The organism is Vibrio sp. QJM3NY_39 (assembly GCF_057785895.1).
The window spans coordinates 2188752-2205712 of the sequence record NZ_CM173505.1 but is presented as its reverse complement, the minus strand read 5'-3'; the positions used below and the strand labels follow the sequence as shown (position 1 = coordinate 2205712).

Sequence of the window (16961 nt, the reverse complement as noted above, 5' to 3'; positions counted from 1 at the left end):
TGTAGATTCTCCTTCCAAATTCTAACTAATGTGAGCTGTTTAATGTTAAAGCTGTCAGACCTATGTAAAGGCTATGTCGACGGGGGGGAATTTCACCCTGTTTTGCAAGGTGCTGAACTAACATTAAACCAAGGTGACCAGCTTGCACTAATGGGCGAAAGTGGCTCAGGTAAAAGTACATTACTGAATCTTATCGCGGGTTTAGACCTAGTAGACTCTGGCGAAATTGCTTTCCCAAACTTCAATATGCACGATTCGACAGAACGTAATCGCACCGCATATCGCCGAAATAATATTGGTCACATCTTCCAGCAATTCAACCTACTTCCAACGCTTAATATTGCTGACAACATTCGTTTTTGTCGCCAGTTAAAAGGCTTGCCTGAAGACAAAGGCCTCTGGAGACAGATTCTTTCTGCTTTAGACCTTATGCCTTTACTTGGACGTTACCCTGAAGAAGCGTCTGGTGGTCAACAACAACGCGCAGCGATTGCTCGTGCTCTGTACATGGAACCTAAAATTCTGTTAGCCGATGAACCGACGGGAAGTTTAGATGAGCGTAATGCAGAAGCGGTAATGCGTTTGCTGACCTCTTTGGCTCGCCAATTAGAATGCACTTTGTTGTTGGTGACACACAGTGAAAAAGTAGCACAGCACATGGACGGCAGAATCCGCCTACAAGGAGGGCAACTGCATGTTATGGCCCGTAGTTAAGGCACTACTCGGTCACTATCGACGCTACCCACTTCAGATTATTTTGGTATGGCTTGGTTTAACCCTTGGCGTATCACTTTTGGTTGGTGTTACTGCTATCAACCAACACGCCAAGCAAAGCTATGCGCATGGCGAAAAACTCTTTTCGAATCCTCTTCCTTATCGTATTCGACCAAAACACAACGCCAATAAAATCCCGCAAGGTTTTTATATCCAGCTTCGCCGTGAAGGCTTTCAACAGTGTTCTCCTTTTGACCACCATCGTATCACTGATGAAAATGGCGCGAACTTTATGCTTATTGGCATCGACCCTGTGTCTATGCTTCAGCTTCTGCCGGGTGTTGCGTTAAAAGATCTCACTACGTTAAACCTTATGAAGCCGCCATACCCAATCCTTGTGAGTGATGATCTCGCAGAACACATGGAATGGAATAACGGTGACTACATTCCTCTCATGGATGGTTCTGAGCTTGGTCCTATCGCTGTTGATCAAAAAAACCTGATTGATGGTACAAGGCTGATTGCAGATATCTCTTTGCTCAGAATGCTCAAACGCAGTGCTGGGCTGTCTGTGATTGCGTGTTCAGATATGTCACCTGAGAAGTTTGAGCGTCTTAAAAACATGCTGCCTAATGGTTTGACGATCTCTCGCAGCTCTAAAGCTGAGCTTGAGTCGCTGACCAGCGCGTTTCACTTAAATCTAAAAGCGATGGGTATGCTGTCGTTTGTGGTTGGCTTATTCATTTTCTATCAAGCGATGTCGCTGTCGTTTATTCAGCGCCAACCGTTAGTTGGAATCTTAAGGCAGACGGGTGTGTCGGGTTGGCAACTGGCTAAAGCGCTTTGTTTAGAATTACTGTTATTGGTGGTATTGAGCTGGATCTGCGGCAATGTATTCGGTGTCATGTTGGCAAACCAACTGTTACCAGCGGTATCTTCAAGTTTAGGTGACTTATATGACGCCAACGTTGGATTAACTATCGACTGGAATTGGCGATGGAGCGGTTACAGCTTATTAATGGCATTGCTTGGTGCATTCCTAGCGTGTGCTTGGCCATTGGTTCGTCTGCTTCGTTCACAACCGATTCGTTTGACCTCTCGTTTATCTTTGATGCGCTTTGCTGGTACTGAATTCACTTGGCAGGCTTTGATTGGTTGTGGTTTCTTGGTTGCAGCTGTCGCAGTCTATCAAGCGCCTCAGACTCAAGAAACGGGTTTTGCGATTATCGCGCTGATGCTTGTTAGTGTGGCTCTTTTTACGCCGTTCTTGATGTGGAAGTTATTTAACAGCCTGTCTTATTCATTACGCTGGGTTCGTGCTCGTTGGTTCTTCGCGGATGCCGCTTCAAGCATGAGTTACCGTGGTGTGGCGACAATGGCGTTTATGTTGGCGCTAACCGCGAATATTGGTGTAGAAACCATGGTCGGTAGCTTTAGAGATACCACAGATAAATGGTTAACACAGCGCTTGGCGGCAGACCTTTACATCTACCCAACCAACAATGGTGCTGCTCGTATGAGTAACTGGCTGTCAGAACAGCCTGAAGTGGATTCTGTTTGGTGGCGTTGGGAGAAAGATGTTGCATCTCCAGTTGGCAGTATTCAAGTGGTCAGTACTGGGCCTTCTGAAGGTGAGCTAGAAGCGCTGACGATCAAATTAGGTATTCCTAATTACTGGTATCACTTACATCATTCTAAAGGTGTGTTGATCAGCGAATCGATGTCTCTCAAGTTGGGTATTCGCCCAGGTGACTACATTGATCTCTATGACAATCTTGGCTCTGGTTGGCAGGTTGTCGGTGTGTATTACGATTACGGTAACCCTTACCATCAAGTCATGATGTCGCATCGAAACTGGCTGTATGGATTTGCAGGGCGGGGCAATGTGGGCCTTGGCGTAATACTCAAAGATGATGTGAATTCCGTAGGGCTTCGAAGCCGCTTAGAAAGCGTGTTCAGGCTTGGCTCGGAGCGTATTTTCGATAACAACAATATTCACAGCCAAGCGATGCGTGTGTTCGATAGAACGTTCGCGATTGCAGATACATTGGGCAACATCACATTAGTCATTGCAGTCTTCGGCATCTTCTTCGCAACGGTTGCGGGTGAAGTGTCTCGACAAAGGCATATTTCGTTACAGCGCTGTTTAGGTGTCTCAGCGAAAGAACTGATTCTGACCGGTAGCTTACAACTGTTTGTGTTCGGGCTTATTTCCTCCTTAATTGCTATTCCGCTCGGCTTAGCGTTGGCTAGTTTGATCGTCGATATCGTGATCAAGCAGTCTTTTGGGTGGTCACTCGAGTTGCAAGTGATTCCCTGGGACTATTTACAGACATTTGCGTGGGCTATGGCAGCATTGATGTTAGCTGGTGCTCTGCCAGTGATGAGAATGATTCGGAACACCCCGATGAAATCACTGAGGGATGCGCTTTAATATGCTTCAACGAAATGGCTCAACGAAATTCAGACACCGATTTGTCTCCTCTCTATTATTGATCGGTTTCTTTGGCACCATTTTAGGTGTCTGGGCGTACTACTCTTACTTTGTTGATGTTGGTGAGAAAGGCGTGAACGAGGTCAATTCAGTGCTTGTAAGCGAGCACTTTAATGTATTCGAGCCTGTGTTACCTGACCGCAGCGTTTCGTTACCTCGAGACTTCCAATTCCACCCAGAATTTCAACACGAGTGGTGGCATTACTTTGCTTCTCTAAAAGGGGATGATGGCAAAAAGTACTCGGTTCAATGGAGCTTCTTCCGAATAGCGACTGATGAACGCGAGACGCCGGGGTGGCAAAGCCCACAGGTCTATATCTCAAATGTCGTGATCTCTTCTGATTCTAAGGTTTGGAAAGAGCAACGCTTAGCGCGTGGCGGTATTGGCCAAGCGGGAATGACCAGTCGTCCGTTTAGAATTTGGATTGATAACTGGAACTGGCGCGCCCTTGGCAACACACCATTTCCAGGTCGCCTTCAAGTGAAAACGGATACGTTTGGTCTTGAACTCGACACCATTGCGAAAGGGCCATATGTGCTCAACGGCGATAATGGTTACCAGAAAAAGCACGATTTATTACCTGTCGCGTCTTATAACTTCAGCGCTCCATTTTTATCCCTAAGCGGTGTATTGAATCTGGACGGCGTTACCAAGGAAGTAGAAGGCACTGCTTGGGTGCATAAAGAGTGGGGCAGTGGCTTGCTCGGAGTGGGTCAACAAGGCTGGGATTGGTTCGTGTTTAATCTCGATGATGGTACAGCGTTGAGCATTAACCGTTACCGCCATAATCAACAACTGCCTTATGTTTTTGGAACATTGGCCACTCGTTCGGGCAAGGTGTATCAGTTAACGGACTCCGATATTTCTATCAAGCCTTTACAGAATACGACGCTACGGAATGGTAGAAGAATGCCGCTCCAATGGATTATTAACGTGCCACAGCACAATATTAACCTCACGACACGCATTAAACGCCGAGATATGTGGTTGCCATTTGTCATACCATATTGGGAAGGGCCAATTATGGCGAGCGGAAGTCATGAAGCGACAGGCTTTATGCAGTTAACTGGTTACTAAAAACACCTAAGGCTATCATTTGATAGCCTTTTTTGTGCTCATGATTTTTGTGAGCCCCTGATTAATTGTGCATACAGCCTTTGTGATCTCATCTATACTTATTTTATGGTGCATAACAACATTATGGAATATACGACGTATTGTTTAGTGTTTGTAGGAAAAACCGAAGTTAAACATCCGAAGAAGTGATTATCTATCGATTACGCTTGGATATAAACTCATGGTTATTCTTTGTTATTCGTTTATTTAAATAATAAATATAAGGGCGAAATCATGACCGACGTCATCCGTGACTTCTTTAAAATGGAATCTGCTGGCGGCATCATACTAGTCATCGCTGCGGCGATCGCAATGTTTGTAGCAAACTCACCACTGAACGAAATGTACCAAGGCGTATTGCATAGTTACGTTCTTGGTATGTCTGTGTCTCACTGGATTAACGATGGCTTAATGGCTGTCTTCTTCCTTCTAATCGGCTTAGAAGTTAAGCGTGAACTTTTAGAAGGCGCATTAAAGTCTAAAGAGACAGCAATCTTCCCAGCTATTGCAGCTGTGGGTGGTATGCTAGCTCCTGCACTTATTTACGTGCTATTCAATTCAAGTAACCCTGAAGCGCTTCAGGGCTGGGCTATTCCAGCAGCAACAGATATCGCATTCGCATTGGGTATCATGGCTCTTCTTGGTAACCGAGTGCCGGTAAGCTTGAAGGTATTCTTACTAGCATTAGCAATTATCGATGACTTAGGTGTTGTTGTTATCATTGCATTGTTCTATTCAGGCGATCTATCAACGCTTGCACTAACGGTTGGCTTCATCGCAACTGGTGTGCTGTTCATGCTAAACAACAAGCATGTGACTAAGCTAAGTATTTACCTCATTGTCGGTGCAATTCTGTGGTTCGCAGTATTGAAGTCTGGTGTTCATGCAACATTGGCTGGTGTAGTTATAGGTTTTGCTATCCCACTGAAAGGCAATAAAGGGGAGCGTTCTCCACTGAAACATCTAGAACATGCTCTGCACCCATACGTCGCTTTTGCAATTTTGCCAATCTTCGCATTTGCAAACGCAGGTATCTCACTTGAAGGCATCTCAATTTCAAACCTTACAGGCATGTTACCGCTTGGTATCGCTATGGGTCTATTGGTTGGTAAGCCGCTGGGTATCTTCCTATTCAGCTGGGGCGCAGTGAAAACGGGTGTAGCTAAACTTCCTGAAGGTGTGAATTTCATGAACATCTTCGCGGTATCTGTGTTATGTGGTATTGGCTTTACGATGTCTATCTTTATTTCATCACTAGCATTTGGTCCAACGAACGCAGACTTTGATACGCTCGCTCGATTAGGTATCCTGATGGGGTCAACGACTGCAGCTATCTTAGGTTACTGCCTGCTAAGTATTTCTCTACCGAAGACTAAGCAACAAGAAGTAAAGCTATAATTGGTAAGTAAAAGCATAGTTGGTAAGTAAAACTATATTCGGTAGTAGGTTCACTTGATAGCGAGCCTACTCACTGAGTAACAAGTCAACTCCTGAGTAGCAAGAAGAGTCACAGAGTCATCCCTCGACTCATGTGACAACAAAGAACAAAAAAGCCGTGATGGGCAACCCCATCACGGCTTTCTTGATCTTGCTGTTAAGCTGTCTTTGTAAGATAACCCGTCTTATAGATATAGTGACAATGTCACGTTATTTTTCTAGCGTGGTAAAAATGGTCCACTCTTCAACGATTTGTTCACTTAACCCAACCACGGTTGCCGTTACCTTACGGTTTAGTGCATGAGAAGTAGCATCATCCCCCTCGTTTTCTAGGCGTTCTTCACCATAACCGACAATTCTCACTCGATCTGGCTCTATACCATTCGACAGTAACTCATCTTGAACATTGTTCGCTCGTTTTTTTGATAAATCTAAGTTGTATTCGTTGGAACCCACTTTACTCGCGTAACCTTGTATTTCAATCGACGCACTTTTGTAAGTCTCAAGGAATTCAGCCATCGTGCTGATTTGATCAGAAAATATTGGGTTCACTTCAAATGAGTCATGAGCAAAGAGTATTTTTAACTGTCTGACTTCTTCTGCTCGAATCGTTTCACCACAACCGTCATTGTCGACTTGTGACGCTTCAGGCGTTCCTGGGCAGGTGTCTCGAGCGTTTACCACACCATCGTTGTCGTCGTCTTGCAGGTCTGCAATCTGTTCTGCTTCAGGTGTCTCGATGTAAGCCTCTTCCTGTTGGCTAGAACAGGCAAATAAAGTCATCGTTAATACGGGAAGTAATAAGTAAGTTACTTTCATCATTAATACTCCATAGCCGTTGTCCACTCTTCTGGAATATCAACCAGTAGAGCATTCAATAAAGAACCTGTTGCGTTCATTACACGGTATTTAGCGTACTGTTCAGAGTAATGGGCATCTAGATAATCTTTGCGGGCTTCAAATAGTTCGTTCTCAGTGTTGAGCAAGTCAAGCAGAGTTCGTTTGCCTATTCGGTATTGTTTTTCATATGCGATAACGGTTTCCGAAGCTGAATCAACATGATCAGATAGGAAGTTCTTTTGTTGTAGCGTGAGATCTAAGGCGCTCCATGAAAGGCGAAGGCCTTCTTCCACTTGGCGATAAGCACGATCTCTCAGATCTTTTGCCTTGTTTAATTGGTAAGCAGCAGCTTCAGAATTAGCACTGTCAGTTCCACCGTTGTACAAGTTATATCGCATTCTCAGCATCGCGAGCGTTTCTTGACTTGAGCCTTCATCGCCACCTGCATCGTCACGCCATGACTGTGATGCTTCAATGGAGAAGGTAGGGTAGTTCACGCCTTTCGATTGTTTGTATTGGAAGTGCGCAGCGTCAACATCAGCTGCCGCGATTTTGATCACGGGGTGTTTGTCTAAGGCATCAACAATGGCGTCCGTTAACGACAAAGGAATTCTAGAAATATCAGCTCTTGGGTAAATTAAACCTAGGGGTTCTTGACCTACCACACGTCTAAATTGGGTATGTGTATCGATCAAATTATTCTGTGCAGCCAATAAGTTACCATGAGCTTTTGCAATCCTAGCTTCTACTTGCGACACATCCGCTGTTGAACCTATACCAGAATTAGCTCGTTTCTTAATATCTTTATAGATTTTTTTGTGTATTGAAAGGTTGCTTTCTGACAGTGCCAACACCTCAGTGGCTTTCACCGCGTCTAGATAGATTTGTGTCACCTCCAGCGCTTTGTCTTCGGCATCTGCGATCAATTGTAGACGAACCGACTCGGCTTCTGCGGCGGTACGATCAATGTCGTATAGAGTCGCGGAACCATCCCACAGCAATTGCGTGAGGGAAATCGTCGCTTCCTTTCTTGTTAGATCGGTATCGGGGCCGTTATTTGGTGCAGGATTTATGCCTTCGTAACCAATACCAGCATCAAGGTCGATGCTGGGCTTGTACGCTCCTCCAGATGCATCATTACGTTTTTTCACGCTCGCATATTCGTTGAAGATGCTTTTTATCTCTGGATTCGTTGCCAAGGTAATAGCGACAGACTGTTCTAGAGTTTGAGCGGTGAGTGGTGGTGCAGCAACTAAGCAACACATGATGGATAATTTAAACAATTTCAAAGTAGCTCTCCTTCTACTTTCAATGTCTCATCCGTTTCCCAACCTACGTTTCCCGTTAGATTGAGAGAAGGGTATTAAACGAAGCTTAGGACATTTACAAAAAAATGCGAAGTTTGTTGGTTTTTTTTTGAATGTAAGTCGCTATTGCTATTGACTAATTTGAAAACCGCCAGATTTACACGCCCCTAGTGAGTTGATTATCAATAGTGGCACTACTAAATTTAGTGTAGGAAATAGCCACAGCGCAGAGTGGGATTGAATCCGCGTTTGGCATGTTCTGGGCAGAAGTGGGAATATGGATATGGGAAACATCAACCTAAATATACTAGGTCTTGCTAGCGGGAGTGTTGTGCTCGACGCTCAAGGCCAAGTTAGACGTTTGTCTCCGGGCGAACAACCAGCGGCTAGCGACGTAATTATCAGTTTTGATACTAGTGAAGAAAATGTGCCAAGTGTTTCTGCACGTTTTGTAGATAACCAGGGCCAACAAAATGCACTAGATACTGATGATGCGATCGCTCAAGTTCAGCGTGCTATTGAAGAAGGATTTGATCCAACGGAACTAGGAGATGAGTTTGACACTGCAGCTGGTGAGGAAGGCTCGAGTTTGACCAACAGCGGTAGGATTGAACGTACTGGGGCTGAAACTCAAGCTGCCACGAATTTTGAAACTGACGGGTTTGAGTCTCAAGGATTGTCAGAAACTCAAAGTATTGCTCTTTTTGATATCATCGCTTTTGCGCTTATTTCAGGTGAAACTGACGTTATTGAGTTTGAGCAGGATGAACCAATTGAGACCGGTGGCGCCTTAACCAGCGACGACCCGGACGTTACTTTTATTGGTAAAAAGGTCGCTGGAGACAATGACCTCGGTACCTTTGTCGTCAATGAGGATGGTACTTGGACCTTCGTAGCCAACAGTCCTTATGATGAACTTGCTGACGGAGAGCAAATTCAAGATACAACCACAGTACAAACTTCTGATGGAGGTGAGCAAGTCATTACAGTCACAATTATTGGTACTGATGATGCGGCTGTAGCCACTGATGATTCAGGCAGTGTGACTGAGGACATTGATGTCGATGACATCACCAACCAATTAGTGACGTCTGGTCAGGTCGTGATTACAGACGTAGATAGCGACACTCCTACCTTTTCGGCTGATGGTGAGTTTAACCTCGTAGGTTCAACAAACGACTCACAACTTGGCTTATTGAGCATCGAACCTGATGGCGCTTGGACTTACGTAGTCAATAACGATGACGTGCAGTACCTAGACGACGATGAATTCGTGACAGAGGTTTATACCGTTACAGCCAGTGACGGTACCACGAGCGAAGTAACCATCACTATCAACGGTGCCGATGACCCATCTGATATAACCGTTGGCGAAGGTGATTCAGACACAGGTGAAGTGACTGAGGATGTGGATGTTGACCAAGAGAGCAACAACTTAACAACCTCCGGAACGCTCACCATCACCGATGTAGACGACAACGACGTTGCTGCTTTTGAACCAAATGGTACGTTTAATCCAGAAGGTTCGACCAATGATACCGCGTTGGGTATGTTGACTATTACCGACGATGGCGAATGGACGTATATCGTCAACAACGATCTTGTGCAGTATTTAGATGACGACGAGACAGTCACCGAGGTTTACACGGTTACTGCGATTGACGGAACTACAAGTGAAGTGACTATCACCATCAATGGTGCCGATGATCCATCTGAGATCACCGTTGGTGAAGGTGACTCTGACATGGGTGAGGTGACGGAAGATGTCGATGTCGATCCAGAAAGCAACGACTTGATGGCGACGGGAACACTGACGATTACCGATGTTGATGCTAACGATGTCGCGGCTTTTCAACCTAACGGAACGTTTAATCCAGAAGGTTCGACCAATGACACCGCGTTGGGGATGTTGACCATTACCGACGATGGTGAATGGACGTATGTCGTCAACAATGATCTTGTGCAGTACCTAGATGACGACGAGTTTGTCACTGAAGTTTATACAGTGACTGCGATTGACGGCACAACAAGCGAAGTCACGATCACCATTAATGGTGCCGATGATCCATCGGAAATCACCGTTGGTGAGGGTGATTCGGATATGGGGGAAGTCACGGAGGATATCGATGTAGATGAGATCAGCAACAACTTGATGACCTCAGGGACACTCACCATCACTGATGTGGACGCTAACGACGTTGCGGCTTTTGAGTCAGAAGGAACATTCAATCCAGAGGGTTCTACTAACGACACCGCGTTGGGTATGTTGAGCATCACCGATGATGGCGCTTGGACTTACGTTGTTAACAACGATCTCGTGCAGTATTTGGACGACGATGAATTTGTCACTGAAGTTTATACAGTGACTGCGATTGACGGCACCACCAGCGAAGTCACGATCACCATCAATGGTGCGGATGATCCGTCTGAAATTACCGTTGGTGAAGGTGATTCGGATAAGGGAGAAGTGACCGAAGACTTGAATGTCGACTTAGAGACCAACGAACTCATGACGTCGGGTACGCTCACGATTACCGATGTTGACACCAGTGATATGCCGGCCTTTAAACCTAATGGTGTGTTTAGCCCTATTGGGTCTACTTATGCACTTGCTTTGGGGATGTTAACGATTACTCCCGAGGGGGCATGGAGTTATGTCGTTGATAATGATGCCGTTCAATATCTCGGTGACGACGATACCGTTATTGAGAACTATGTGGTCACTGCAATTGATGGTGTTGAACATGTCATCGAAATAACGATCAATGGTGTCAACGATGCCCCTGAAGCAACAAGCTTTGTGGTGGTTAATGATGACGATGCCGTGATCCCAATTCTGTTCGACTCTGAAGATGGTGGCATGCCTGATTACATCTCAGATATAGAAGATGATCACAATGAGATACCTCTAAATGTTCGCATTAACACCTTGCCAACCAGTGGCACCCTTCTTTATACCGATGAAAATGGAGACACCAGGGAAATAGTGCAGTCCGATGTGGATAGTGGTGTGCTGTTTGTTCCAAATAATATTAGCTTTGTTGCTGGGCCTGGAGATCTGTTTGAAATGGGCTTCAGTGGCGATCCTGAGGACATGCCTGACCTTGTTGATGGCTTCTATAACTGGGGAGTGGCGGTATCTCCAACGGAAAGGCTGATCACCTTAGCTAACGGCAATACCATTACGATATCGATTGATGACAATAATGACAAACCCCTACAACAGTATCAAGGTGAGCAGCCTCATGTTGGTTATGGGATTGGTGATACTGATGGTAAAGGTATGAACATGCAGGAGACATTGATCATCGACTTTACCAACAACCCACTTGAAGTTGTTCATTTTGGGTTAGATGGTATGGGAGGAGAGTTCAATACCAATAGCAGTGTACATATTGAAGTTACTTACACCTTTGCTGACGGGACTACAGCTAGCGAACAATACCAAAAAGACGAAGGCGATACAGGCAACCAGCAGATTCTGTACGAGTTCAGCTACTCGTCACCAAGTAATCCGATTGTTGGTATGGAGCTTTCATCTTCTGGTGGTAATTGGGAGCTGCGTTATGTCCAAGGCAACGAGGCAGTAACCGATGATCCTCAGTTTGACTATGTCGCAGTAGATTCAAGTGGCGCTGAAAGTACAGTCGAAACGGTGACAGTTGATACTGAAGAACCACAGCTATACAACGTGATCAGTGCTGCGAGTAACGAACCGCTGTTTGCTGCTGCTGGCAATGATTTATTGATTGGTGATAGTGAGGACAATATCTTTACTTGGTTAGACTCAGCGCTCGACAACGGTACAGACATCATTAAAGACTTTGAGCTTTATACTAACGGCTCTGGTGATTTAATTGACCTCAATGATCTAATTGAAGACCCGCAAGACGAAACTCAAATGGCAGAATTGCTTGATATGATTGAAGTCTCGATTGATGGTGAAGATATTGCTTTGTCTATTCCAATCAATGGTGGAGTCGACGTTCAAACAATCGTGGTAGAAGGGATTGCTACGGAAATGGGCGCTTCGGTTGATCTTGGTAGTGATCTCGCAATATTGGGAGAACTTATCAAAAACGATGCAGCTTAGTCGGTATCGTGAAGTGTTCTATGGCTTAACGTAATGAAAGCCCTCGGTTTCGGGGGCTTTTTTGTACCCAGCATTAGCCGAAGAAAAATTGCCTGAATCATAAGCAAAAAAAAGCCCAAACCAACACGGTTTGGGCGGATACAAGTATAGGAGTTAATAAGGAAAATGCAGTAATTAAGAAAGCAGGGGAGAGACAAGTTTGACGGCCTGTTAAACTTCTAAATACTCTGTTTTCTACTTAATTTATGACCCTCCATTTCTATTTCAGTTCCAAGAAAATTCATTAATTTTTCCTTTTTTTGTAAACATGCATCGATTCAATCGCTTAGTGAATAAAGCGATTAACTGGTACGACCAATTTGTGAAAATGTGATGTTGCTTGCTTGTTAAATAAATGTACTAAGCGTATATTTCAAACAGTTGTTTAATACGAGTGATTGAAATGGCACCAAGAAGTACAACCAAAGACAAAATCTTAGATGTGGCTGAAGGCTTATTTGCTGAGCACGGTTTTAATGACACCTCTTTACGCACCATTACGGGTAAAGCCAATGTCAATCTTGCTTCAGTGAACTACCACTTTGGCGATAAGAAGACTCTGGTTCGTGCCGTATTAAATCGATACTTAGAAGCATTTATGCCTGCACTGCAAGACGCTTTAGTGAACTTAAACTTGAACGAAACGTATTCTATGAGTGATGTGTTTGAGTCTTTAAGGCAGCCGCTAAGAGCACTGAATGATGTAAGGCCAAATGGTACCAGTCGATTTATGTTACTCATTGGTCGAGGTTATACGGATGTGCAAGGTCACTTGCGTTGGTTCATTACCACTCGCTACAGCGAAGTACTGACTCTGTTTACCAGCTCAGTGATGAAAGCCAACCCGAACCTCACTCAAGAACAGTTATTTTGGCGATTGCACTTCACCCTAGGGACTTGTGTATTCACCATGGCATCTAGCCAGGCTCTGATAGAAATTGCAGAGAATGACTATGACAGAGAGATAGATGCTAAGGCAGTGGTCGATATTCTCATTCCATATTTAGCCGCTGGCATGTCAGCAAAAGAATAAAACAATAAAAAGCAAAATATTCACAAACAATATAGTGAACAAAAGGATCTGAACTATGAGCTCTCTAAGACAAAAATGGGTAAGTGACCCAGCTTTTAAACTCTTTAAAAAAGTACTACCACCACTATCTAGCACCGAGAAAGAAGCGATGGAAGCGGGTAGCGTGTGGTGGGACGGAGAGCTGTTTTCTGGTAAACCAGATTTCACTAAGCTTCACCAGTACCCAAAACCTCAGCTGACAGCAGAAGAGCAATCGTTCATGGATAATGAACTTGAAACTTTGCTCGCTATGCTTGACGACCACAAAATTGTGAAAGAAGACCGAGACCTTCCAGAGGAAGTTTGGAACTTCTTACGCAAAGAGCGTTTCTTCTCGCTAATTATCGCGAAAGGGTACGGCGGTCGTGAGTTTTCGGCGCACGCCAACTCTACAATCGTAACCAAGATTGCAACTCGTAGTATCAGTACTGCGGTTTCGGTAATGGTTCCAAACTCTCTTGGCCCTGGTGAGCTGCTGTCTCACTACGGTACTCAAGATCAAAAAGACTACTGGCTACCACGTCTTGCTGACGGTACAGATATCCCTTGTTTCGCACTAACAGGCCCTGAAGCGGGTTCTGATGCGGGTGGTATCCCTGATGTCGGCACTGTGTGTATGGGCATGCACGAAGGTAAAGAGACACTAGGTATCAAACTTAACTGGAACAAGCGTTACATTACGCTAGCACCAGTGGCAACGGTACTTGGTCTGGCTTTCAAACTGCACGATCCAGAAAAGCTACTGGGTGACAAAGAAGACATTGGTATCACTTGTGCGCTTATCCCAGCTGGCCACGAAGGCGTTGTGATTGGTGAGCGTCATGACCCTCTTGGTCTTGCGTTCATGAATGGTCCAACTCGCGGTCACGATGTATTTATTCCTATGGAGTGGCTAATCGGTGGCGCAGATTACGCAGGTAAAGGCTGGCGTATGCTGGTGGAATGTCTGTCTGCAGGTCGTGGTATCTCATTACCAGCACTGGGCACGGCGATGGGCCACCTAACTGCGAAAACGACTGGCGCATACGCTTATGTTCGTAAGCAGTTCGGTATGTCGATTGGTAAATTTGAAGGTGTTGCAGAGAGCTTAGGCCGTATTGGTGGTTTAACGTATCTATTAGAAGCGACTCGTACACTGACAACCACTTCACTGGATATGAAAGAGAAGCCGGGTATCGTAACGGCAATCGCGAAGTATCACATGACAGAAATGGCTCGTACTATCCTGAATGACTCAATGGATATCCACTCAGGTCGTGCAATTCAAGATGGCCCAATGAACTACTTGGCTGCGCCTTACCTAGGTATTCCAGTTGCTATCACAGTAGAAGGTGCGAACATCCTAACTCGTAACCTTATGATCTTCGGTCAAGGTGCGACACGTTGTCACCCATACGTATTGAGCGAAATGGAAGCGGCAGCGAACCCAGACGAGAAGCAAGGTGCAAAAGACTTTGATAGCTTGTTGTTCAAGCACATCTCACACGCCACTAAAAACACCTTCGGTGCTTTTGGTGCGGCACTAACGGGCTCTAAGTTCATTAAAGCCGACATGAGCGGCCCAACGAAACCTTACTACCAAGATTTGACTCGTTTAAGCCGTGCGCTTGCAGTCAGTGCGGATTTCGCAATGTTGACATTAGGTGGCGAACTGAAACGTAAAGAGCTTATCTCTGCACGTTTGGGTGATGGTCTAAGTTACCTATACATGGCTTCTGCTGCACTTAAGAAGTATGAAGACGAAGGTCGTCAACAAGCTGACTTAGACTACGTACATTACGCGGTTCAACACTGTTTCCACAACGCGGCTAAATCGCTACAAGAAGCGTACCGTAACTTCCCGAACAAGATGGTTGGGAAAGTACTTAAAGGTCTAGTTTTCCCTGTAGGTAACCACTTCGAAAAACCAAGTGATAACCTAACAGTTCAACTAGCAGAAAGCTTGATGACTCCGGGCGCACACCGTGAACGTCTGACTCACCTTTGCTACATCGGCAAGGAAGAGGATGATAGTGTTGGTCTTATGGAGAACGCTTTCAATGCGATGTACAGCATCAAGCCTCTGGAGCGTAAGATCTTCAAAGCAGTGAAAGAAGGCAAAGTGGCTCGTAAAGGCTTGCTGGCAGACAAATTGGCTCAGGCACTTGCTGCCGATGTTCTAACGCAAGAAGAAGTCGACCAAATTGTTGCTGCTGATAAACTACGTTACACAGCGATTCAAGTTGACCACTTCAGTCATGACTTTAGTGAAACTTTGACGCGAAAAGAGTTAAAACCTAAGCTAAATAGCGTTGCTTAGATAACGAAATGATAAAAGGCACCTATTAAGGTGCCTTTTTTGTTTTTGTCGTAGAAGTCTCAATAGAAGCGTTAACAAATGGCGACTTAGTCAGCAAATATCAGTTGAGTGCTCCAACCACTTGCATTTTCACCACATTTTTACAGAAATTAGATGCCATTTGCGCACGAAACTCTTATCCTTAACCTGATTTTTTAAGGAAGTTGAATATGATCATCAAACCTCGAATTCGCGGATTCATCTGTACTACAACACATCCAGTCGGTTGTGAAGCTAATGTAAAAGAACAAATTGCTTACACAAAAGCTCAAGGCCCAATCGCAAACGCACCTAAACGTGTACTAGTTGTTGGCTCTTCAAGTGGCTACGGCTTGTCTTCACGTATTGCGGCAGCATTTGGTGGCGGCGCTTCTACTATCGGTGTTTTCTTCGAGAAAGCCGGTACTGAGAAAAAAACTGGCACAGCTGGTTTCTACAACTCAGCAGCGTTCGACAAGCTAGCTAAAGAAGAAGGCCTGTATTCAAAAAGCCTTAACGGCGATGCTTTCTCTAACGAAGCAAAACAGAAAACAATTGACCTGATCAAAGAAGATCTAGGTCAGATCGATATGGTTGTGTACTCACTGGCGTCTCCAGTGCGTAAAATGCCAGAGACTGGCGAAGTAATTCGTTCAGCTCTTAAGCCTATCGGTGAAACGTACACATCTACAGCTGTAGATACAAACAAAGATGCGATCATCGAAGCAAGCGTTGAGCCTGCTTCTGAAGAAGAGATCAAAGACACTGTTACTGTAATGGGCGGTGAAGATTGGGAACTTTGGATCAACGCACTTTCTGAAGCAGGTGTTCTGGCTGACGGTTGTAAGACTGTTGCTTACAGCTACATCGGTACCGAGCTAACGTGGCCAATCTACTGGGATGGCGCGCTAGGTAAAGCTAAGATGGATCTAGATCGTGCAGCGTCAGCGCTTAACGAAAAACTAGGCCAAACTGGCGGTACTGCAAACGTTGCTGTTCTTAAGTCTGTTGTGACTCAAGCAAGCTCTGCGATTCCTGTTATGCCTCTTTACATCGCTATGGTGTTCAAGAAGATGCGTGAAGAAGGTATTCACGAAGGTTGTATGGAACAGATCTTCCGTATGTTCAGCCAACGTCTATACAAAGAAGATGGCAGCGCAGCAGAAGTGGATGAAGTGAACCGTCTACGTCTAGACGACCTAGAACTTCGTGACGACATTCAAGAGCATTGTCGTAACCTATGGCCTCAAATCACAACTGAAAACCTAAAAGAACTGACTGACTACGTTGAGTACAAAGAAGAGTTCTTGAAGCTGTTCGGTTTTGGTGTTGAAGGCGTTGATTACGAAGCTGACGTTGATACTGCTGTTGAATTTGATGTAGCTGACATCTAATTCAAACAATCGAATCAAAACGAAATAGGCGCTCATTGAGCGCCTATTTTTTTGTCTGTCGTTTGAGGTAAGAGATTAAAAGCAGATGCGGGATTCAAGTTGCGGGATGCGAAGAGATTTAAAGAGCAGATACGAAT

10 protein-coding genes are annotated in these 16961 nt (G+C 44.9%); 8 read left to right on the top strand and 2 right to left on the bottom strand.

The features are described from left to right. The first annotated feature begins 42 nt into the window (after positions 1 to 42). The 4 genes from AC3CHU_RS09805 to nhaA all read left to right on the top strand — a co-directional run bounded on the left by AC3CHU_RS09805 (position 43) and on the right by nhaA (position 5723). On the top strand, positions 43 to 714 hold the full coding sequence (locus AC3CHU_RS09805; protein WP_004734674.1) for an ABC transporter ATP-binding protein: 672 nt from the start codon (positions 43 to 45) through the stop codon (positions 712 to 714). After that, on the top strand, positions 695 to 3148 hold the full coding sequence (locus AC3CHU_RS09800) for an ABC transporter permease (RefSeq protein WP_488524441.1): 2454 nt from the start codon (positions 695 to 697) through the stop codon (positions 3146 to 3148). Before AC3CHU_RS09805 ends, AC3CHU_RS09800 begins: the two co-directional genes overlap by 20 nt. After that, entirely contained in the window at positions 3138 to 4286 is a 1149-nt protein-coding gene (locus AC3CHU_RS09795) for a lipocalin-like domain-containing protein (protein ID WP_488524440.1), read from the top strand. The genes AC3CHU_RS09800 and AC3CHU_RS09795 overlap by 11 nt, the downstream gene beginning before the upstream one ends. Positions 4287 to 4559: 273 nt before the next feature. After that, complete coding sequence (nhaA, locus tag AC3CHU_RS09790; protein WP_054546583.1) at positions 4560 to 5723, top strand: Na+/H+ antiporter NhaA; 1164 nt, start codon at positions 4560 to 4562, stop codon at positions 5721 to 5723. 249 nt (positions 5724 to 5972) lie between these two features. On the opposite strand, the gene AC3CHU_RS09785 is transcribed toward nhaA, so the two are convergent. Together AC3CHU_RS09785 and AC3CHU_RS09780 are read right to left on the bottom strand one after the other, a co-directional pair. Further along, positions 5973 to 6584: an OmpA family protein gene (locus AC3CHU_RS09785; protein WP_065205487.1), complete on the bottom strand. Its 612-nt coding sequence runs from the start codon at positions 6582 to 6584 to the stop codon at positions 5973 to 5975. Continuing rightward, positions 6584 to 7891, bottom strand: a complete 1308-nt coding sequence (locus AC3CHU_RS09780; RefSeq protein WP_114633277.1) for a TolC family outer membrane protein — start codon at positions 7889 to 7891, stop codon at positions 6584 to 6586. The genes AC3CHU_RS09785 and AC3CHU_RS09780 overlap by 1 nt, the downstream gene beginning before the upstream one ends. 301 nt (positions 7892 to 8192) lie before the next feature. Here AC3CHU_RS09780 and AC3CHU_RS09775 point away from each other — a divergent pair, with 301 nt between their 5' ends. The 4 genes from AC3CHU_RS09775 to fabV all read left to right on the top strand — a co-directional run bounded on the left by AC3CHU_RS09775 (position 8193) and on the right by fabV (position 16824). Next, positions 8193 to 12002, top strand: a complete 3810-nt coding sequence (locus AC3CHU_RS09775) for a VCBS domain-containing protein (protein WP_488524439.1) — start codon at positions 8193 to 8195, stop codon at positions 12000 to 12002. Between the two features lie 442 nt (positions 12003 to 12444). Continuing rightward, complete coding sequence (psrA, locus tag AC3CHU_RS09770; protein ID WP_171327477.1) at positions 12445 to 13074, top strand: TetR family transcriptional repressor PsrA; 630 nt, start codon at positions 12445 to 12447, stop codon at positions 13072 to 13074. A 55-nt stretch (positions 13075 to 13129) separates the two neighbouring features. After that, entirely contained in the window at positions 13130 to 15412 is a 2283-nt protein-coding gene (locus AC3CHU_RS09765; protein WP_488524438.1) for an acyl-CoA dehydrogenase, read from the top strand. 209 nt (positions 15413 to 15621) lie between these two features. Further along, a complete protein-coding gene (fabV, locus tag AC3CHU_RS09760) occupies positions 15622 to 16824 on the top strand; it encodes an enoyl-ACP reductase FabV (protein ID WP_237299405.1) in 1203 nt (400 codons plus the stop codon). Positions 16825 to 16961 lie beyond the last annotated feature (137 nt).

Bases quoted from the DNA above. Each gene is read 5' to 3' on its own strand.
- AC3CHU_RS09805 (WP_004734674.1), top strand. From the start codon at position 43: ATGTTAAAGCTGTCAGACCTATGTAAAGGCTATGTCGACGGGGGGGAA.
- AC3CHU_RS09800 (WP_488524441.1), top strand. From the start codon at position 695: ATGTTATGGCCCGTAGTTAAGGCACTACTCGGTCACTATCGACGCTAC.
- AC3CHU_RS09795 (WP_488524440.1), top strand. From the start codon at position 3,138: ATGCGCTTTAATATGCTTCAACGAAATGGCTCAACGAAATTCAGACAC.
- nhaA (WP_054546583.1), top strand. From the start codon at position 4,560: ATGACCGACGTCATCCGTGACTTCTTTAAAATGGAATCTGCTGGCGGC.
- AC3CHU_RS09785 (WP_065205487.1), bottom strand. From the start codon at position 6,584: ATGATGAAAGTAACTTACTTATTACTTCCCGTATTAACGATGACTTTA.
- AC3CHU_RS09775 (WP_488524439.1), top strand. From the start codon at position 8,193: ATGGGAAACATCAACCTAAATATACTAGGTCTTGCTAGCGGGAGTGTT.
- psrA (WP_171327477.1), top strand. From the start codon at position 12,445: ATGGCACCAAGAAGTACAACCAAAGACAAAATCTTAGATGTGGCTGAA.
- AC3CHU_RS09765 (WP_488524438.1), top strand. From the start codon at position 13,130: ATGAGCTCTCTAAGACAAAAATGGGTAAGTGACCCAGCTTTTAAACTC.
- fabV (WP_237299405.1), top strand. From the start codon at position 15,622: ATGATCATCAAACCTCGAATTCGCGGATTCATCTGTACTACAACACAT.